The 20,310-nt window shown below is 29.5% G+C and carries 22 protein-coding genes; 10 read left to right on the forward strand and 12 right to left on the reverse strand.

Going from position 1 to position 20,310, the window contains the following annotated elements:
* Positions 1 to 25: 25 nt before the first annotated feature.
* On the reverse strand, positions 26 to 1,333 hold the full coding sequence (locus JOP69_RS17715) for a DUF819 domain-containing protein (RefSeq protein ID WP_203393547.1): 1,308 nt from the start codon (positions 1,331 to 1,333) through the stop codon (positions 26 to 28).
* Positions 1,334 to 1,335: 2 nt separating this feature from the next.
* Positions 1,336 to 2,010 carry a DUF2490 domain-containing protein gene (locus tag JOP69_RS17720; protein WP_203393546.1) on the reverse strand — a complete coding sequence of 225 codons (675 nt, stop codon included), beginning with the start codon at positions 2,008 to 2,010 and terminating at the stop codon, positions 1,336 to 1,338.
* 451 nt (positions 2,011 to 2,461) lie between these two features.
* Between JOP69_RS17720 and JOP69_RS17725 the strand changes: the two genes are divergently transcribed.
* Both JOP69_RS17725 and JOP69_RS17730 read left to right on the forward strand, forming a co-directional pair.
* Positions 2,462 to 2,884, forward strand: a complete 423-nt coding sequence (locus JOP69_RS17725) for a hypothetical protein (RefSeq protein ID WP_203393545.1) — start codon at positions 2,462 to 2,464, stop codon at positions 2,882 to 2,884.
* 17 nt (positions 2,885 to 2,901) lie between these two features.
* Positions 2,902 to 3,303, forward strand: a complete 402-nt coding sequence (locus tag JOP69_RS17730) for a hypothetical protein (RefSeq protein ID WP_203393544.1) — start codon at positions 2,902 to 2,904, stop codon at positions 3,301 to 3,303.
* A gap of 110 nt (positions 3,304 to 3,413) precedes the next feature.
* Here the strand turns inward: JOP69_RS17730 and JOP69_RS17735 are convergent, their stop codons facing one another.
* The 5 genes from JOP69_RS17735 to JOP69_RS17755 form a co-directional block, all read right to left on the reverse strand.
* A complete protein-coding gene (locus JOP69_RS17735; protein WP_158838091.1) occupies positions 3,414 to 3,578 on the reverse strand; it encodes an Arc family DNA binding domain-containing protein in 165 nt (54 codons plus the stop codon).
* Between the two features lies 1 nt (position 3,579).
* Positions 3,580 to 4,503 (reverse strand): alpha/beta hydrolase, encoded by a 924-nt coding sequence (locus tag JOP69_RS17740; RefSeq protein WP_203393543.1) that lies wholly within the window; start codon positions 4,501 to 4,503, stop codon positions 3,580 to 3,582.
* A gap of 1 nt (position 4,504) precedes the next feature.
* The gene (locus JOP69_RS17745) at positions 4,505 to 5,005 is read right to left on the reverse strand and encodes a hypothetical protein (RefSeq protein WP_203393542.1); all 501 of its coding nucleotides are present in this window, start codon (positions 5,003 to 5,005) and stop codon (positions 4,505 to 4,507) included.
* A gap of 1 nt (position 5,006) precedes the next feature.
* Entirely contained in the window at positions 5,007 to 5,174 is a 168-nt protein-coding gene (locus JOP69_RS17750) for a DUF4177 domain-containing protein (protein ID WP_203393541.1), read from the reverse strand.
* 61 nt (positions 5,175 to 5,235) lie between these two features.
* Positions 5,236 to 6,096 (reverse strand): SPFH domain-containing protein, encoded by an 861-nt coding sequence (locus JOP69_RS17755; protein ID WP_203393540.1) that lies wholly within the window; start codon positions 6,094 to 6,096, stop codon positions 5,236 to 5,238.
* A gap of 144 nt (positions 6,097 to 6,240) precedes the next feature.
* Here JOP69_RS17755 and JOP69_RS17760 point away from each other — a divergent pair, with 144 nt between their 5' ends.
* From JOP69_RS17760 to JOP69_RS17770, 3 genes are all read left to right on the forward strand, one after another.
* Positions 6,241 to 7,002: a S1/P1 nuclease gene (locus JOP69_RS17760; RefSeq protein ID WP_249987279.1), complete on the forward strand. Its 762-nt coding sequence runs from the start codon at positions 6,241 to 6,243 to the stop codon at positions 7,000 to 7,002.
* Between the two features lie 177 nt (positions 7,003 to 7,179).
* Positions 7,180 to 7,620, forward strand: a complete 441-nt coding sequence (locus tag JOP69_RS17765) for a TlpA disulfide reductase family protein (protein WP_249987278.1) — start codon at positions 7,180 to 7,182, stop codon at positions 7,618 to 7,620.
* Between the two features lie 16 nt (positions 7,621 to 7,636).
* Positions 7,637 to 8,242, forward strand: coding sequence for a thioredoxin family protein (locus tag JOP69_RS17770; protein WP_203393537.1), 606 nt, complete (start codon positions 7,637 to 7,639; stop codon positions 8,240 to 8,242).
* A 113-nt stretch (positions 8,243 to 8,355) separates the two neighbouring features.
* Here JOP69_RS17770 and JOP69_RS17775 read toward each other — a convergent pair whose 3' ends face one another.
* The 4 genes from JOP69_RS17775 to JOP69_RS17790 form a co-directional block, all read right to left on the reverse strand.
* The gene (locus tag JOP69_RS17775) at positions 8,356 to 9,591 is read right to left on the reverse strand and encodes a DEAD/DEAH box helicase (protein WP_203393536.1); all 1,236 of its coding nucleotides are present in this window, start codon (positions 9,589 to 9,591) and stop codon (positions 8,356 to 8,358) included.
* A 341-nt stretch (positions 9,592 to 9,932) separates the two neighbouring features.
* Positions 9,933 to 10,928 (reverse strand): MlaD family protein, encoded by a 996-nt coding sequence (locus JOP69_RS17780; protein ID WP_203393535.1) that lies wholly within the window; start codon positions 10,926 to 10,928, stop codon positions 9,933 to 9,935.
* A 5-nt stretch (positions 10,929 to 10,933) separates the two neighbouring features.
* Positions 10,934 to 11,695 carry an ABC transporter ATP-binding protein gene (locus JOP69_RS17785; RefSeq protein WP_203393534.1) on the reverse strand — a complete coding sequence of 254 codons (762 nt, stop codon included), beginning with the start codon at positions 11,693 to 11,695 and terminating at the stop codon, positions 10,934 to 10,936.
* The gene (locus JOP69_RS17790; protein ID WP_203393668.1) at positions 11,695 to 12,474 is read right to left on the reverse strand and encodes an ABC transporter permease; all 780 of its coding nucleotides are present in this window, start codon (positions 12,472 to 12,474) and stop codon (positions 11,695 to 11,697) included. Before JOP69_RS17790 ends, JOP69_RS17785 begins: the two co-directional genes overlap by 1 nt.
* A gap of 408 nt (positions 12,475 to 12,882) precedes the next feature.
* Between JOP69_RS17790 and cls the strand changes: the two genes are divergently transcribed.
* The 4 genes from cls to JOP69_RS17810 all read left to right on the forward strand — a co-directional run bounded on the left by cls (position 12,883) and on the right by JOP69_RS17810 (position 19,050).
* On the forward strand, positions 12,883 to 14,313 hold the full coding sequence (gene cls / locus JOP69_RS17795) for a cardiolipin synthase (protein WP_203393533.1): 1,431 nt from the start codon (positions 12,883 to 12,885) through the stop codon (positions 14,311 to 14,313).
* A gap of 71 nt (positions 14,314 to 14,384) precedes the next feature.
* Entirely contained in the window at positions 14,385 to 15,152 is a 768-nt protein-coding gene (locus tag JOP69_RS17800) for a patatin-like phospholipase family protein (RefSeq protein ID WP_203393532.1), read from the forward strand.
* A gap of 93 nt (positions 15,153 to 15,245) precedes the next feature.
* Complete coding sequence (locus tag JOP69_RS17805; protein WP_203393531.1) at positions 15,246 to 17,978, forward strand: PAS domain-containing sensor histidine kinase; 2,733 nt, start codon at positions 15,246 to 15,248, stop codon at positions 17,976 to 17,978.
* A 1-nt stretch (position 17,979) separates the two neighbouring features.
* A complete protein-coding gene (locus JOP69_RS17810; protein ID WP_203393530.1) occupies positions 17,980 to 19,050 on the forward strand; it encodes a response regulator in 1,071 nt (356 codons plus the stop codon).
* Between the two features lie 209 nt (positions 19,051 to 19,259).
* Here JOP69_RS17810 and JOP69_RS17815 read toward each other — a convergent pair whose 3' ends face one another.
* Entirely contained in the window at positions 19,260 to 19,520 is a 261-nt protein-coding gene (locus JOP69_RS17815) for a YtxH domain-containing protein (RefSeq protein WP_252191144.1), read from the reverse strand.
* A 303-nt stretch (positions 19,521 to 19,823) separates the two neighbouring features.
* On the opposite strand from JOP69_RS17815, the gene JOP69_RS17820 reads away from it, so the two are divergent.
* Positions 19,824 to 20,300: a hypothetical protein gene (locus tag JOP69_RS17820; RefSeq protein ID WP_203393529.1), complete on the forward strand. Its 477-nt coding sequence runs from the start codon at positions 19,824 to 19,826 to the stop codon at positions 20,298 to 20,300.
* Positions 20,301 to 20,310 lie beyond the last annotated feature (10 nt).

Consider the following 20,310-nt stretch of genomic DNA (forward strand, 5'->3'; position numbering starts at 1 on the left):
CGTCTGCAAATATCTTCATTATTATTTAAAGTGTTGCAGATAATTCCATTAAAATGGTACATAAAATAGCACCGATTGTTCCTATAGCATAACCAAAAACTGCCAATAAAACACCAACCGTTGCCAAAGAAGGATGAAAAGCTTGTGCTACAATTGGGGCAGAAGCAGCGCCACCAACATTTGCTTGGCTACCAACAGCTAAAAAGAAATAAGGCGCTTTAATTAATTTGGCAACTAAAATTAATAATCCCGCGTGTATAGACATCCAAACAAGTCCAATTGCAATTAAGCCTACATTGTCAAAAATCATTGCTAAATCCATTTTCATACCAATAGTGGCAACTAAAACGTAAATAAAAACACTTCCAATTTTACTAGCACCTGCACCTTCGTAATTTTTGGCTTTTGTAAAAGATAAAATAACAGCAATTATTGTAGAAATACTAATTAGCCAAAAGAATCCTGAGTCTAAAAAAGTAAAGATATTTCTCCAGGTTTCAGATTCAATACTTGCTACTAGATTGCTGAAAAAAGAACTTAAATAAGCAGAAGCAAAATGACCAAAACCTACAGTACCAAAAGCAATTGCAAGAATAATCATAAAGTCTGTTACCGTTGGAGTTCTTTTTACTTTTTTAGCAAAAGTAGATACTTTTTCTTTTAAATCTTCAATAGCAGAGGTATCTGCCCCCAACCATTTGTCTATTTTATCCTTTTTACCAATTCCTATTAATAAAATAGCCATCCAAATATTAGCAACAACGATATCTACAAACACCATTCCTCCATATTTTGCCGGATTGTATTTGTAAATTTCTAACATAGCAGTTTGGTTTGCTCCACCACCAATCCAACTACCAGCAAGGGTAGATAAACCACGCCAAACGGCATCAAAATCAGATCCACCAACAGTTTCTGGAGAGAAAATTGAAATTAGTAAAATGGCTATTGGTCCTCCAATAATAATACCTACAGTTCCGGTAAAAAACATAATTAATGCTTTAGAACCTAAGTTAAAAATTGCTTTTAAATCGATGCTTAGTGTCATTAGAACTAAGGCAGCCGGTAATAAAAATCGACTAGAAATATAATACAATTGAGTTTTTCCTTTTATTATTTCTCCTGCAGAATTTAAGGTTTCCCATTCTGGGGATATTATTCCGGCAGTTGTAAAGATGGCAGGGATAAAATATGCCATAAATAAACCTGGTACAATTTTGTAAAATTTATGCCAAAAACCACTGGTTTTACTTTCTGTATAGAAAACAAAGCCGAGTGATAACATTAAGATTCCAAAAACGATTGCATCATTAGTAAAAGTGGGTGTGGTCATACTTATATTGTTTTTTTAGTAAAGTCTGTATTTATAAGAACTCCTAATTGAAGTCTGTGAAGATCACTGTTAGAAAATTTTGTGTAAAAATAACCTAATTTTAGTTTTAGGTTGCTGCTAATTTTTTTAAGCAGGCCTACTCCAGTTCTGTTTTGACTGTATGCTTTTGATGCAAATTTTATAAAGAGCTCACTAAAAGCATAGGTTTCTAAGTTTTTAGAAATTGGGTAGTTTAAAAACAACCCATATCTTATTCTATGAGCTACCGTATTTATTAAGTTTTTTCTTTTAAACCTTTGTGCTAATCGCACACGATGTTTTACTTTAATTTTTCCCCAATTATCTTTGATATTTAGATCTTGATAAAACCGATATTCATATAAAATAGGAGCATCACTTTTGTAAGATGTATCTGTTATTGAATATACACCACCAGCTGTAACATTAATTTTAGGATTAAAAGTATAGTTGATACCAACCCTATAAATTTCTTGTTGGTATTCTGTAGCTAGTTCATAATATCTAAAATGCGCGCTTGTTTTAAGTTTTACATTTTTAGATAATTTATGAGTACCATTATACATATACCAAGTTCCTAATTTGTCTTCTGCTGTAGATTGTGCTTGTAGTTTAAAGCAACAAAACAATAAACATAGAAATCCTATTTTTTTATTCATAAAAGGGTAAGTTGAAAAAAATTAGTTTCATAGATTTTGATCAAGGAGCCAATATACAAAATTGCAAACGCTCAATATAAAATGAGGGTTTATTTTTAATGGTTATGTTGTTTTTATTTTTAATGAAATGAATTTATGAGGTTTTGTGATAGTAGATAATTAATTTTTAAGATACTTTGGTTGTACTCTAATTTAAGAGATGTTTTTTTAATGCATTACCTTCAATTTCTTATATTTGGGTAACGATGTAATTCGCTATAGGTAAAAATATATCTATTTCATTTTTTTTTATTTTCATCGTTATAATAAAGTAAGAAATAGTGTTGATATGTTTTGTCTAAACGGTAGTTTCTGAGATTGTATTGTAACTAAGGGAGATTATTAGTTTTAAATTTAAAGTAATTAACAATTAATAATATAGGTGTCAAAAAGCTAAATAATAACTTAAAAAATGGATTTTTATACAGAAATATTTAAAGGCAAAAATAAAAGACTAATAGTTGAAGGAGATAAAGAGGTACTTATTTATAGTTTAGATCAAGAAAAAACATATCGTGGGTTAAAGACAGAAAAACCAAATAAGCTAATAAATGCGAATATTTTAAATTCAGAAAAAAATAGATCTGGTAGAGGTACTTATTTAATTGATCCTCCTAGAATAAAGATACCGTTTTTTAAAATATACAAACGTACTTTACCTTCTGTTATTTGTAGAGCTGATGTAAAGTTTGATGGGGTAATAGATAATTGTGATTTTTCTAGTCTTACTATTGTATGGTTTCAAGATGATTTTGCATTTCCTATAGAAAATAAGATTCTTAAGAAAATCAAAGAGATACCTTATAGTTTAGTGTGTAATAAATATTCTTATTAAAAATTGAAGGTAAAAAGATGCGTCATAAAATAATAGTTGATGGTAATTTAGAAGTTTATATCAGTAGTATTGAGCAAAATTTAACGTATAGTAATTTGTTGGAAGGCTTTCCGAATCAAAGTTATAATGCGGAGATTATTTATAGAGAAGGCAAAGATAAATACTTCAATGAAATTTATGTTATTGATCCTAAACAGACTCAAATATCATATCTTTCAGAAGATAATTATGTAATACCTAAAGTTACCTGCAGAATTACAGTTCGGTCAAATAAAAACTTAAAAGATGTTGGTAAAGATTTTTCTTCTTTAAGAATTGTTTGGTTTCAAGATGATTATGTATTTCCAATCGATAAAGAAATAATTGAGAAACTAAAAGAGATACCTTATCACAAATTATGTGGTGAGTATGAAAATTGAAATTTATGATTACTACGGATTTGATGTTTTTTCAAAAATAAGTACGATTAAATAGAGTAGTTGGTATTATTTGACACCAGGTGGATCTACAGTATTTAAATGACATTAATTTAGTCCTCTTTTTTCTTAGGTTCTCTTTTTGCATTTTTAAGTGCTTGCATTAGCATCCATTCTATTTGTCCGTTTGTAGAACGAAATTCATCTGCAGCCCATTTTTCAATGGCTTTTATCATGTCTTCATTAACTCGCAACGCGAATGCTTTTTTCTTTGCCATGTTAGCTTTTTATAAATAAAACGATGGTTTTAATTAATTGTTCTGAAATTTGGAATTCCGAAGAATAATAAGACTTAATATTGTCTTCCTCTTTTTGAATGTCTTTTAAAACATGATTCATATTTTTTATAATCACCAATTCAGATGTTGGATTAGCGTTATGTAATGCCTTTGCATCTTCAATTTGAACCTGAATATCTTTATCACCATTAATAATTAAAATAGGGATGTGTAGCTTTTTAATTTCTGTTTTAGGATTTAACTGCATCCAATCGTATAAAAAAGGTTGATTTCTTTCACCAAATATGCTCATTAAAAACGGATGTACCGTTTTAATTTTACCTTTTACTCTTAAAGTGTCAAATTGCTTTCTTGCAGCAATACCTAAATTAGGATTATTTTTTGAAATTTGTTTTATAATGGTTTCATCAATCTGTTCTCCTGCTCCAGCAATAGAAATATATTTGTCAACGTTTTTTGCTGCCATCATAGCAATTAAAGAACCTTGACTATGACCAACTAATATAATTTCAGAAAAACGATTGTCGTTTTTAAAATGAGAAATTACTTTTTCTACATCAACGGTAAAATCTGTAATCTTTGTATCTTTTAATAAAGCCCTATTATTCTTGTTGGCCGTTCTTTTATCATAACTAAAAAAAGCAATGTTTTCTTTATTGATGGAGTCTCTAAATTGTTTAATATAATTAGCTTTTACGTTTTGTGCAGGTTGATTTCCATTTCTATCTACAGGTCCAGAGCCATGAACCCAAATAATTAAGGGCGTATTTTCTTCCATAAAAGTTAACGTTCCAGGAAGTTCTATGGTTCCATTTTTTATTAAAATTTCTTCGGATTTTACTTGTGCAAAAGAAACCGATATTCCAAAAAGGGTGACTACTAAATAGGTAATTATACGAATCATATTAATTTATTTTTAAACTATAAGTTTCTAAAACTCTTTTTGCTTCTTCCTTTAATTGTGTTCCTATTAATAATTTTTCGCCATCTTTTAGGAGTAATTGAATGCCAATATTTCCAGAAACATTTACAGCTTTTTCTCTTCCTTTGTTAAAGAAAAAACCACCTTTTATACCCCAACCACCAAATTCTGTAATAGGTTGATATTTTCTTACATAAGCCTTAGAAATTTCATTCCAAGGAATTGTTTTTACTGAAAAATGTAAAGGAAAAAATTGGTAATGAATTCCTTTTTCATCAATTCTAGTGGTTAATTTAAAGAAAAAAATTACGGCAATAGAAACTACAATGGTAATAATAGTTGTTAGAAAATCTTTGATAGTTACAGGTGTGTTTTCTTCTATATGTTTTTTTATAATTATTGCTATTGGCACAATTGTACTAAAAATCAAAACTAAAATCAACCAAGTTTGTCTAAAGCGCTGTTTTTCTTTAAAAACTTTCATATTATCTGTTTTTGTCTTTTTCTAAAACAGCATATACACCACCATTAGTATTGGCATATACATTAATTACACGCCAACCTTGTTTTGCATATGAATTAATCTCCTCTTCAAACTTATTTTGGCTATTAGACCAAAACATTTTTTGTTTTAAAAATTTATATTCTTTCATGTTTTTAATTTTGTTAAAAAAATAGATTTTAATTTAAAATTTTTAGTCTTGATAACTGTATTTAATGACTTAAGGTTCCTGCGTTTACAACAGGAGATGCTTCTTTATCTCCACATAAAATAACCAACAAATTGCTTACCATTGCTGCTTTGCGTTCATCATCTAGCTCAACAATTTGCTTTCTGTTTAATTCATTCAAAGCCATTTCTACCATTTCCACAGCACCTTGTACAATTTTATGTCTAGCAGCAACAATTGCAGTTGCCTGTTGTCTTTTTAACATGGCAGAAGCAATTTCTTGAGCATACGCTAAATACCCTATTCTTGCTTCTAAAACCTCTATCCCTGCAATAGATAAACGCTCGTCAATTTCTTTTTCTAAAGCTTCAGAAACTTCATTAACACTAGAGCGTAAAGTAATATCTTCATCATGGCCTTCATCAGCAAAATTATCATATGGATACATACTTGCTAACTTTCTAACGGCAGCATCTGTTTGTACGCGTACAAAGTTTTCGTAATTATCAACATCAAAAGCAGCCTTGTAAGTGTCTGTTACTCTCCAAACCAAAATAGTAGAAATCATTATTGGGTTTCCTAATTTATCATTTACTTTTAAACGTTCACTATCAAAATTACTAGCTCTTAATGAAATAGACTTTTTTCTGAATAGTGGATTCGCCCAAAACAAACCATTTTCTTTTATAGTACCTACATATTTACCAAATAACAAAATAACTTTAGAAGTGTTTGGGTTTACCAAGATAAAACCGAAAAAGCCAATAAAACCTATTAAAGAAACAATGATGTAAAGAATAGTTTCATTTAAAACGCATAATGCAATTCCTCCAAAAAATAGTACTAATACAATTAACAACATTAGATAACCGTTGGCAGGTTTAATAATTTTCTCTTCTTTCATAATGTTTTATTTAAAATGATATTAAAATGATATCACAAAGATATAGTTTATTTTTTCTTATTTACAAAATTGGTGAAGATTATTTTTTATAAATTTGTAGAAACTTAATAATACAAGATCAAGATGCATATTAAATTATTTTTAATGATATCGTTATTTTTTTTCTCAAAACCTACAACAGTAGAAACGGTGTTTTGGGGGCCTACAGGACATAGAACTACGGCTAAAATTGCTGAAAAACATTTAACAAACAAGACGAAAAGAAAAATTGATAAATTGTTAAAAGGGCAAAGTTTAGCTTTTGTATCGACATATGGAGATCAAATAAAATCTGATAAGAAATACAATAAATTTTACTCTTGGCATTATGTAAATATGGATTTGGATGAAAAGTATGCAGATGCAGAAAAAAATCCTAAAGGAGATTTGGTTACAGGAATTCATAAATGTGTGCAAGTTTTAAAAGATAAAAATAGTTCTGAAGAGGATAAAGTTTTCTATTTAAAAATATTGGTTCATTTAGTGGGAGATTTACATCAACCATTACACATCGGACAAAGAGAAGATAAAGGAGGAAATGGAATACAGGTTCAGTGGTTTGGTACTGGTACAAATTTACATACCGTTTGGGATTCTAAAATGATTGAAGAATGGAATATGAGTTATGGAGAATTGGCTGATAACGCAAAAGATTTATCTAAATCAGAAATTAAAGCCATAGAAAACGGAACGGTTGTAGAGTGGGTAGATGAAGTACATGAAATTACAAAAGATGTATATAGTTCTGCAAAAGTAGGAGAAAATCTAAAATATAGATATTCTTATGATTATTTAGGTACTGTGAGAACGCAATTACAAAAAGGAGGAATTAGATTGGCTAAAATTTTAAACGAAATATTTGGTTAAAAACCGTCAATACTTTATACAAAAGCCTCATAAATTTATTTTTATGAGGCTTTTTAGTTAAGGATTAGTTAATAGTTTTTTATTAAGAAATCTTCTTTGTAATTTTATAAAATGCTAAAAAAATGTTTTTATTTTTTATTTTTTTTCGCGCTTTTATTTTCTTGTAAAAAGGAAGCGATGAAAAAGGAATCGGAAAAGGTTTCTTCGGTTACGTCTTATACTTACAATGAATTAAAACCTTTGTTAGAAAAAGATGATGGCAAAACGTATGTAATAAATTTTTGGGCAACATGGTGTGCACCTTGCGTAAAAGAATTACCAGCGTTTGAAAAATTGAACCAAGAATATGCCGCTAAAAACGTAGAAGTTATTTTAGTAAGTTTAGATTTTCCGAAACAAGTAGATAAAAGATTAATTCCTTTTATCAATAAAAATAATTTGCAATCTAAAGTTGTTTTATTAAATGATGTAAATGAAGATGTTTGGATAAAAGCAATTGATTCTACATGGTCTGGAGCATTGCCAGCAACGTTAATTTACAATGCAAAAGGTAGAAAATTTTATGAGCAATCTTTCGATTATGAGAAATTAGAAACTGAATTACAATCCATTTTATAAACTTAAATGAACCCATATGAAATTTACAAAATCCATTTTATTGCTATTGGTAATTATTGTTGCAAGTGCATTTACTATTAACACTGTAGGTGGTTATAAAGTAGGTGATACTGTAGCTGATTTTAAATTAAAAAATATTGATAATAAAATGGTTTCCTTATCGGATTATAAGGAAGCAAAAGGGTTTGTTATTATTTTTACATGTAACCATTGTCCGTATTCTATGGCAAATGAAGATAGAATAATTGCTTTAGATAAAAAATATAAGAAATTAGGATATCCTGTAATTGCTATAAACCCAAATGACCCAAAAGCCTCGAAAGGAGATAGTTTTGAGGATATGAAGGTTAAGGCAAAAGAGAAAGGATTTACGTTTCCTTATTTATATGATGAAGGTCAGACTATATATCCAAAATTTGGAGCAACAAAAACTCCGCATGTCTTTATTGTAAGCAAGCCAACAATGAAGGTAGAATATATTGGGGCTATAGATAATAGTTCTAGAGACGCAGATGCAGTGACAGAAAAATATGTAGAAAATGTAATTGATGCTTTATTAGCAGGGAAAAAACCAACAAAAACAACAACAAGAGCAATAGGTTGCTCTATAAAAACTTTATAAGAAAAATGATTTGGATGATTAATTGAACTTTTTCCTCTAATAATTAAAAACCCCAAGTTTTAACTTGGGGTTTTTTTATGGCTTATTTTAAATTAAAAAACAAATTGGTTTTTTTAATACCAACGTTTTTTATTCTTTTTAGATGCTTCAGATTTTCTTCCTTTAGTGTGTTTACTAACAGTGTTTGGTTGTTTTTTTCTGTGTTTTGGTGGTGCAATAGGATACGGATGTTCTGCAATCACTTTAATTGGCTTTTCAATTAAAGTTTCAATTAATTTAATGTAGGCATTTTCGTCTGGAGAACAGAAAGAAAAAGCAATCCCAGATTTTCCTGCTCTACCGGTTCTACCAATTCTATGAATATAGGTTTCTGGTATATTAGGAATATCAAAATTAATAATAGCATCTACATTTGTAATATCAATACCACGTGCGGCAACATCTGTAGCAATTAAGATATTAGCTTTCTTATTTTTAAAATCTTCTATTGCTTTATTTCTTATTGCCTGTGTTTTATCACCATGAATACTGGTAACTTTATATCCATTTTTATTTAAAGATTCCTCCAGTTTGTCAACACCAAATTTTGTGCGTCTAAAAATAATTATTTTCCCATTTATGGTATTTCTTAGCAAGTGCAAACATAAATCTGTCTTGTTCTTTTTAGGAAGATAATATAATAATTGACCAATATTTTTTGCTGTGGTTTCTTCTGGGTTTATTTCAATTTTAATTGGGCTTTTTAAAATCCTTTTAGCCAATTCATCTATTTTTTCTGGTATAGTAGCAGAAAAAAGTAAGGTTTGCTTTTTCTTAGGACATAATGCTTCTATCTTTTTTACATCGGCAATAAAGCCCATGTCTAACATTAAATCTGCTTCATCTAATACAAAAATTTCAATAGCACTTAAATCGATGTTACCTTGTAATTGTAAGTCAATTAACCTACCAGGTGTTGCTACTAAAACATCTACACCTTTTGCTAATATTTCTTTTTGAGGTTCTAAAGAAACACCTCCAAAAACAGCTGTAGTTGTTAAATCTGTGTATTTGCTATAGCTAACAAAGTTTTCTAGAATTTGAATTGCTAATTCTCTAGTTGGTGTAATAATTAAAGATTTTATCTTCTTTACTTTTTGTTCTACAGCTTCATTGTCTAGTAAAAGTTGAATAATTGGCAATGCAAAAGCGGCAGTTTTTCCTGTACCCGTTTGTGCTGAAACAATTACATTTTTTTTAGCTAACACTAAAGGAATTGCTTTTTCTTGTACTTGTGTTGGTGTATGAAATCGCTCTTCAGCAACTGCTTTTAAGATAGATTTATGTAAGGGTAATTCAGAAAACTGCATTTAAATATTTTTAATGCAAAGATAGTTTAATTGTATCTATAGTTTTTGATGATTTTTGTGTTTTAAAAAGCTGTTTTTTTTGGTGGATTTTATAGGTAGGATTCTTTAATACATCAACTTTGTAAAAGTCAAAAAACACTTAGTTTTCAGTTTGAGATAGACATAGAGTGTGAAATGTCATTATTATTATTATTATTTATAGTAAAAAACACAAAAAAAATTTAAGTATTACATTGTAGAAAAGTGAAATACTTTACTTACTACATTATAAAATGCTGTTTAGAACAGCATCGCATTTGATAAATTTTGAGATCAATTGCTTGTTTGGTATAAAAAATAAATCAATCTTTTAGCTTTTTTGCAGCTTCTTTTTGTGCTTTTCGTTCTAGTTTTCTAAAATAACCTCGAGTTAGAAAATTATGTTTTAAAGCTTCCATATTTTGGTTGAATTTATCTGAACCTTCATTAATATTTTTAAGTGTAGATTTTAAATTATTTACCAGCATGGTATCTTTTACAACATAGTTATAAGCACCATTACTAGTATTAAAATTATCTACTAAAGCATTCACATTTTTCAAAAGGCCTTCCATTTCTAAACTAGATGCTTCTAGATAGTTTACGGTGTGTTTTAGTTTTTTACCAGAAATAGTATCATTTAAAAGCATACCCAAAACGGTATTATCATTTGTTTTTATAGAAGAAACGATTGCTTTTAATTCAAAAATGGTATTTGTTGCACCTAGACTTGCTATTTTAAGATTGGCTATGGATTGTTTTAAATTGTTAGCCATAATGGTATCATTAAGTAAAACACCAATTGTACCTTGTCCTTGGGTTATACGTTTGGTTATTTTTAATAAGTCTGATGTTAGTATCGCTGCATTTTCAGAACTAGTATTAAGCGTATTCAAAATGTCATCAGTTCCTATTTTACTGTAAGATTCTATAATGTCTTCATCTTCTATCATTTTAGAAACTCCCTTACCCGGAACAATATTAACAATCATGTTACCAACCAAACCATCTGAACCAATAGTTGCAATGGCATTTTTTTTGATACGTGAAATAATTTTTTGTTGAATGGCCATTTCTACTTTTATAATGGAATCATTAACCATAGTAATATCTTTAACAGTACCAATATCAATACCAGAATATCTTACATTATTTCCTGTTTGTAGCCCATTTACATTCTTAAAATTAGAACTTAACGTAAATGTTTTTATAAACAAATCTTTACGTTGCCCAATAAGATAAAGACCAACTATAAATAGAATGGTGCCTATAAGAACAAAAGAACCTAATCGTATTTTTTGTGTGTTTGTTTTTTTCATGATCATTAATTTTTAAAAAAGGCTTTAATCTTTGGATCTTTAGAACTTGATAATTCCTGAAAGGTTCCAACGGCATAATCGATACCATCGATAAGCAATATCATTCTGTCAGAAATTGCACGAGCGCAATCCACATCATGAGTTATAATAAGTGAAGACGTATTGTATTTTTTCTGTATGTCTTGCATCAATATTGTAATTTCTTTGGATGTAATAGGGTCTAATCCTGTAGTAGGCTCATCATAAAGAATTATTTTTGGTTGCAGTATTAGTGTTCTCGCTAAAGCCACACGACGTTTCATACCACCTGATAATTCAGAAGGCATTAAATCTACCGTATTGGCTAAATCTACATTGGTCAATGCTTCCATTACAAGTCTTTCTGTATTTGAATCTGTTTCCGTTTTTTTAGAATGGTGTCTTAATGGGAATTCTAAATTTTCTCTCACTGTCATTGAATCATATAAAGCACTACCTTGAAACAGAAAACCAATATCTGCCCTTAAAACATCTAAAGCTTCTTGGGTTAATTTAGTAAGATCTTGTCCCATAACGGATATTATACCACTATCAGCTTCAATTAAACCAACAAGACATTTTATCATAACTGATTTTCCGGATCCCGATTTTCCCATGATCACTAAATTTTCACCTTTATAAAGTTTCATATTAAAACCGTTTAGGACATGGTTTTTGCCAAAGCTTTTATGCAGGTTTTTAACTTCTAGAACGATGTTATTGGGTGATATTATTTTTTCTTTTTTCATTAGTCATAGAAAATATTAGTTACAAAAACGGCAATAAAATCGATAATAAATAATAATAAAGAACTGATAACTACCGCAGAATTAGCAGCTTTTCCAACTCCTTCTGTACCTTTTTCGCAGTAATAGCCTTTATAGCAACCCACAATACCAATGGCTGCACCAAAAAAGAATGATTTTATGGTAGCGGGAAGTATATCTCCAAATTCTAACGAATTAAAAACTTCATTAAAATACAATGTAAATGATACATTTCCTTTAATATTTTCAATTATATAAGATCCCAATAGCGCAAATGCATCACCAATTACAATTAATAATGGTAACATAAGGGTAATTGCTAGCACACGAGTAACTACTAAATATTTAAAAGGATTAGTGCCAGAAACTTCCATAGCATCAATTTGTTCGGTAACGCGCATAGAACCTAATTCTGCACCAATACCAGAACCAATTCTACCAGCACAAACCAGCGCGATTATTATAGGACCAATTTCTCTTACAATAGATATGCTAACCATAGAAGGCATCCAAGATACAGCACCAAATTCCATTAAGGTTGGTCGTGTTTGTAAGTCTAATACTAAGCCAATAATAAAGCTGGTTATACCCACTAGTAATAAAGAACGGTTTCCCATATTGTAACATTGGCGCAACAATTCTTTGGTTTCAAACGGGCGCTTAAATGTTTCTTTGAAAAAGTGACTTGTAAAATAGGTTAAATCGCCTAGTTCAATTAAGAGTAGATTTAATTGTGTTTTAAGTTTAGCAATACCCAAAATAATTTATTTAAAAATTTAATTAAAAGTATTTAAATAATGCAATTTATAAAATGATGCAGGTCAGTTTAATAAAGTTTATAGCTATTTTTTTATGGATATTAGTTTCTATATGTATTTGGTGTTATGTAAAAAAATCCCATCAGGTCTAGATTATTTTTATGCTTTTAGTTTTATTGTAATTGCTTGTTTGTGAGTTATTTAGTTTATTGTGTGAAGTCGTTTTGTGAACTGACCTAAGTCATTCATAGAATACTTTATTTATAATAATTTAGCATAAAAATGAATTATTATGAGTGGGCATACTTTTAATCGTATCAACATTATAAAAAATAATTACTTGTTTAAACGTTTGTTTTAAAAAAGTAACCTTATTACATTTTATTCATAGAAACTAATATTAGTTAACTAATGACGATAGCGCTCGTTCTATATTTTCTTTTAGCATTAGCTCTAATGGGTAGACTCTTGCTTTACGGAATACGACCAACCAAAACCTTAGCTTGGTTGTTGGCAATTTTTACGATTCCGGTTGGTGGAATGCTGTTATATTTTATACTTGGTCGTAATCGAAGAAAAAATAAATTCTATACCTTAAAAAAAACAAAATCAATTTCTAAATACTTAAATAAGGTTCACGAATATTATAAAACCATAGATTCAGACTCAGACATTCCTGCATCCATAAAAAAGCATATAAAACTAGTAAAACTCATTATTAAAGGAGCAAATTTTGTTCCTACTGTTGGCAATGAAATAATTCCACTTAAAAATGGAGCAGCTACTTTCGAAGCTATTTTTAAGGCTTTAGAAACTGCAAAAAAGTTCGTTCACATTCAGTATTATATTTTTGAAGAAGGCGATTTGGCTGAAAAATTTAAAACCATATTAATTAAAAAAGCCAAAGAAGGTGTTGAAGTGCGTTTGCTTTATGACGCTTTGGGAAGCAGAACATTAAGTCATACATATATAAACAGTCTAAAAGCAGAAGGCATAGAAGTATTTGGTTTTTTACCTATGAAATTAGGTAGGTTTTTATCATCAATAAATTACCGAAATCATAGAAAAATTGTGGTAGTAGATAGCGTGTATGGTTTTACTGGAGGCATTAATGTTGCAGATAAATACCTCTCTGGAGATCCTGATTTAGGTAATTGGTACGATATGCATTTGCAGTTAAAAGGAACGATTGTAAATAGTTTACAATCTGTTTTTGCTATGGATTGGAGCTTTGCGAGTAATTCGGATAATTTATTAAACACACAATATTTCTTGAAACATTCAACCTCTGGAAAAACAGTTGCTCAGGTTGTTGCAGGTGGACCAGATTCAGAATTTTCTGCTATTCAGCAACTTTATTTTTCTATAATTAATAGTGCAAAAAAGTATGTATACATTACCAATCCGTATATTATTCCGGGAGAGGCTTTAAAGGAAGCTATGCAAGTTGCTGCACTAAGTGGCATCGATATTAGATTACTTCTCTCTACAAAATCTGATAGTTTTTTGGTAAAATGGACGGTTCGTTCAATTTTTGAAGATTTACTAGAATCTGGAGTTAAAATTTTTTTATTTCCAGATGGATTTTTACATAGTAAAGTTATTATTTCAGATGATGAGCTTACGACTATTGGAACTGCAAATCTAGATATTAGAAGTTTTGAGCAAAATTATGAAGTCAATGTTTTAATGTATGACAAGGAAATAACAACAAAATTAAAACTAGATTTTATAATAGATTGTAAAAAAAGTAATCAATTAAATTATAATCAATTTCTTAAAAGACCAAAAATAGAACGTTTAAAAGAAGGTCTAGCCAAAGTGTTTAGTCCGGTTTTATAAGAAACTGACCTAAATCAGTATCCGTTCAAAATCAACCTTGTATCTTTATATATTAAATACAAATCATAAAAATGAATATAGGCTTAGTCCTTTCTGGTGGTGGCGCTCGTGGAGCTGCTCATATAGGAGTAATTAAAGCATTAGAAGAGCATGGTATTTTTCCTACACATATTGCAGGTACAAGTTCTGGAGCTATTGTTGGTGGCTTATATGCAGCAGGTGTTTCTTGGCCAGAGATATTAAATTTCTTTAAAACCATCACTATTTTTAGTACATATAGATATGCGCGAAATAAACCTGGTTTTTTAAATTCGGCTAATTTTTATGATGACCTCAAAACCTTTTTTCCAATCGACAATTTTGATGCTTTAAAAAAAACATTATTTGTTACTGCTGCAAATATAATTGATGGGTCATCTAAGATATTTAGCCAAGGGCAAGTTATAAAACCTATTATTGCCTCTGCTTCTTTTCCGGGTGTTTTTACGCCTACGGAAATCAATGGTAATTATTATGTTGATGGCGGTACGTTAAACAATTTCCCTGTAGAACCCTTAAAAACAATTTGTACTAAAATTATAGGTGTTTACGTTAATCCCTTAAAAGAAGTTAGTATCAACGATTTAAAACATTCTTATTCTGTAATTGAGCGCGCTTATAAAATTAAAGTAGCAGCAGAATCTATGAACAAATTTCCGGAATGCGATTTAGTTATAACACCCCAAGAATTAGTCGATTATGCAACTTTTGATATGAATAATATTGATACTATTTTTAATTTGGGCTATACAAACACTAAAAAAATATTAGAAAAAAATACGGATTTATTTGTTTCATAATATCAAAAAATTAAATAAGGATATTAAAATATCACGTAGGTTATTTTCTTTAGAAGACAGTTAACATCTCTTAAAAACGGAACGAATTACCAAATGAAGCACATAAAACTTGATACGCTCATTCATAACTTACCAGGTATTGTGTATCGTTCAAAGAACGATGAAAATTTTACTGTAGAGTTTATGAGTGAAGGTTGCTTTGCATTAACAGGATACAAAAGCGAGGAGTTTGTAAATGGAAATGTATTATTTCCTCATTTAATTTTTAAAGAAGATAATAAAGCGATAGCAGAAGATGTACAAAAGGCAATTGCTAACAAAATAGCATTTTTTGTAGAATATCGTATAACTCATAAAAACGGAACAATTAAATATTGTAGAGAAAAAGGTCAAGGAATTTTCGATGTTAATGGAAATCTAATTGCTTTGGAAGGTTTTGTACAAGACATTACAAAACAAAAGGAAACCGAACTGCAACTGCAAGAAGAAAAAGCAAAAAATAGGGCATTGTTAGAAGCAATTCCAGATATGATGTTTATTCAAGATCTCGAAGGAAATTATACAGATTGTTTTGCTCCAAAATTAGAAAAGTTCTCTATGCCTGTTAAAACTTTAATAGGTGAGAATATGAATAATATATTACCACCGCATGTATATAAAGTAATAAAAAAAGCCCACAAACTTGCTATTAAAAGTGGAGCGCTGCAGGTAGTGGAGTATCACGTAAAGAATAAAAATAAAGAAGATTTTTTTGAAGCGCGCGTAATTCATTTAAATCACCATGGTATTTTAACAATCGTTAGGGATATTACAGAGAAAAAGGCAGCCGAATTAAAGATTATAAAAAACGAAGCCAGAATTTCTGCTTTGTTAGAAACCTTACCAGATGTAATTATTGTTTATGATAAATATGGTAATCTTATAGAACTTCATGCCCCCGATAATTATCAGTTTTCAGTCCCTTATAATGAGCATATTGGAAAAAACATAGATGCCATTCTTCCAAAAGATATTTGTGAAATAATTAGACATGGTTTTTCAGATTGCGAAAAAACAAAGAAACCTAAAACTGTAGAGTATTCCCTTATCATTAATAATAAATTAACACATGTTGAATCTCGAATTATTAAAACATCCGAAGGAAATTTTTTAACCATTATACGAGATGTTACCCAACGTAAAAGTACAGAAATAGAACTCAAAGAAAACGAAGAAAGGCTTCGGCTTGCCTTAGAAGCGGGTGAATTTGGCTCTTGGGATTGGAATTTGCTTACCAATAGAATTATAAGAGATGAAAACGAACACTTATTATTTGGTGCAAATTTCAAAAATCAAGCACCTACATTTGAATCATTTATGGCTATGGTTCATGCAGATGATAAAGTGCGGATAAAATTAGCAATCTCTAAAGTTTTAAAAATTGATAGTACGTATACAAATGAATATAGAATTGTATTACCAGATAAATCCATTCGTTGGTTAAAAGCAAAGGGAAAGGTTTATAAAAGTATCAACGGAAAACCTATTAGGATGCTAGGTATAACTCATGATATTACAGCACAAAAAAGAGCCGAACAAAAATTTAAAGAAAGTGAAGATAAGTTACGTAATTATACAGAAGAATTAGAACGAGAAATAACGGAACGGACCAAAGAACTCACTACAACGGTTCAAAAATTAATAGAATCTAATTTAAGTTTAGAAGACCAAATTTTAGTTACAAAAGCCGCAGAGAATAAAATAATACAAAGTAAATTTTTACTAGATAATATTTCTAAAAATTTCCCGAAAGGATTTGTAGTTGTTTGCGATTCTAATTTTAATATTCTTTTGGTTGAAGGAGAAGAAGTAGATGAACTTGGTTTTAGAGGTTTGGCAAATGAAAAAACTTTAATAGATAATGTTATAGGGGTTCCGCAAAGCGTAAAAATCAAAGTAAAGGAAAATGTTCTAAAAACATTTAAAGGTAAGCATTGTTCTTTTGAGGTAGGATATCAAAATCGGGTCTTTTTAATTAATTCCTCGCCTTTAAGAGATCAAAACAATAACATTACACAAGTTTTATTGGTACATCATAATATTACCAAACAGAAACAGATAGAATTAAATATTCAAAATAGTTTAAAACAAGAAAAAGAGTTAAGTGAATTAAAATCTCGGTTTATCTCAATGGCATCACATGAGTTTAGAACACCTTTAAGTGCTATTTTATCCTCCGCTATTTTAATAGAGAAACTAAATGCACCAGGAAAAGAAGATAAAAGGTTAAATCATGTATCAAAAATTAGGTCTAATATAAAAAACTTAGTTATTATACTTAATGATTTTTTATCATTAAGTAAATTAAACGAAGGCAAAGTTATAGCGCAACCTTCAACCTTTAATATTATTGATTTTTCTAAATCTGTCATAGAAGAAATGGAAGGGGTTAAAAAAAGGGGGCAAATTATTTTATTTAAGCATCAACAAGAAAATTTAGAAGTGTTTTTAGATTTTAAACTAATGCGCCATATTATTTTCAATTTAATATCAAATGCTATTAAATATTCCGAAGAAAATAAAGAGATTACCTATAAAATAGCATCGAACAATAAACAATTATTTATAACGGTTGCAGATAAAGGTATTGGCATACCTAAAGAAGATTTAGACAATATGTTTAGACGTTTTTATCGAGCCAATAACACAACAAATATACAAGGCACTGGTTTAGGATTAAATATAACCAAACAATATACCGAACTTATGGGGGGAAAAATTGCCTTTAAAAGTGAATTAAATGTGGGTACCACTTTTTACCTTGAGTTTCCTTTAAATATAGAATGATATGAAAAAAATACTATTAATTGAAGACAGTAAAGATGTTAGAGAAAATACAGCCGAAATTCTTGAATTAGAAAACTATGAGGTATCCACTGCCGAAAATGGTAAAATAGGTGTTGAAAAAGCACTTAAAATACATCCAGATTTAATTATTTGCGATATTATGATGCCAGAATTAGATGGTTATGGTGTTTTTAAGCAATTACAAAGTAACCTAAAAACAGCTAGTATTCCATTTATATTTTTAACAGCAAAATCAGAAAAATCAGATTTAAGAAAAGGAATGAATCTTGGTGCAGATGATTATTTAATTAAACCATTTGAAGAAGCAGAATTACTTGACGCCATAGCCTGTAGAATCAACAAAAATGATTTTTTAAAGAAAGAGTATTCTAAAAATATGCAAGGTATGAATCAATTTTTAAATGAAGCTTCAGATTATTTAAATCTAGAAGCTTTATCTAAAGATCGTAGCCTACAAAGTTATAAAATCAAAGAGCGAATTTATGATGAAGGCAATGCTGCGCATCAGTTGTTTTATATAGAAAGTGGTACTGTAAAAACATACAGAACTACAGAATCTGGTAAGGAGTTTGTAATAGGAGTGTATGGTGCTGGCAATTTTATTGGCCAATTATCTTTACTAGGAGATACCGGAACTTATATAGAAACAGCCAGTGTTTTAGAAGATGCTGAGGTTTGCGGCATCCCAAAAGCAGATTTTGTAAATCTAATACATGGTAATAGAGACGTTTCTAATAAATTTATTGGAATGATCTCTAATAATTTAATTCACCTACAAGAGCAGTTAGTGGATATGGCATTTGCTACTGTACGTCAAAAAACGGCCAAAGCATTATTAGAACTAGATACTAAAGGTTTAATGAAAGATAAGCAACATGCCGGAATAAGTATTCCGAGAGATGATTTTGCAGGCTTAATAGGTGCAGCCACAGAAACAGCAATTAGAATGTTAACCGAGTTTAAAAACGAAGGTTTAATTGCTATAGAAACCAATAGAAAACTCATTTTGATAAATAAAGAAGGTTTAAAGAAAATTGCAGAGTTTGGGTAATAATCGTTAAAAGTAATAACAAGTTGTACTATCTGTAAATATGTATAAAATAAAGCACCTATAATTAGTATTTTAGTGATTAAAATAATACTAATTATAAATGCTTTAAAACTTTTTTGGTTAATATATTCTTCATTACTTTTTACATAGTTATGAGTATTAACATCGATTCTTAAGATGTTTGATTTTAATGCTTCAAAAAATCAAAATTAGTTTTTTTGAAGGTGCGCATTTTTACGTTTAAGTTCTTCTAACTTATTTTCTAAAGCCGTAATAATATCATCTGCCTTACCGCTCATATCAGAAATTGCATCATCTAATTTTTGATCAAATTCTTCTTTTTTATGATTTACGGTTTTTGTAAGTTCTTCTTTAGCATGAGAAACACGTTCTGCAATGTCGTGCTCAAGATTCTCTGCTTTTTGTTTAATCTTTTTTCTAGTTTTTGCACCTTTATCTGGTGCGTACAAAATTCCAATTCCTGCACCTATTGGTTACCCCTGTTAATAAAGCCAATAAGGTGTTTTCACTATTCCTTGTCATGATTCTATGTTTTTAATACCTGCAAATTGTATGCTCAGGTAGGTTTATAATTTATTTCTATGCCTCAAAATTATGACTAATAATCTATGATTAGAATGACCTGCATCAGTATGTAAAAAAATAAAAAAGGATTCCAAATAATCAGATTGATATAGGTCATTTCGTATAGGTATTTGTACTATTATTTTAGCAATAGAATAGGCTATATAATTGCCAAGATTATAATATACATGAACTCTAAAGTAGAAGAATTAAAAGAAAAGCGCGTTTTATTAAAAGCTTTTCCTACAATTAAACAAATTGATAATGCTATAAAGCATATTTGCCAACTAAAGATTGATGGTATTCAAATTTCTGTATTAGGCAAACTAGAAGACGTTAATTTAGAGACCAATTTTGCAAATTATTGGACTGAATTAAAAACATATTGTAATGATGAATTACGACTAACTTCAAACTTTGGTGTAGTATCAACCCCTAAAATAGGGGCTGTTTTTATTGCAGGATTTTTGGCTCCTATGTTTTTACAAGAAATTAATGGAAAAAAAATAGGAGCAATGACTACAGGTCTTTATGGCATTTTAAGAGGTATAGGAGTCGCTGAAGAAAGTGTTATAGAGTACAAGAAATCAATAAAAAAAGGTAATTACTTACTTATAATTAGAGGAAATAAAAATGAATTACCTGTCGTGGAAGCTAATTTATAGCAATCTGCTT

Origin of the sequence: Polaribacter sp. Q13 (assembly GCF_016858305.2) — a bacterium.
GTDB lineage: Bacteria > Bacteroidota > Bacteroidia > Flavobacteriales > Flavobacteriaceae > Polaribacter.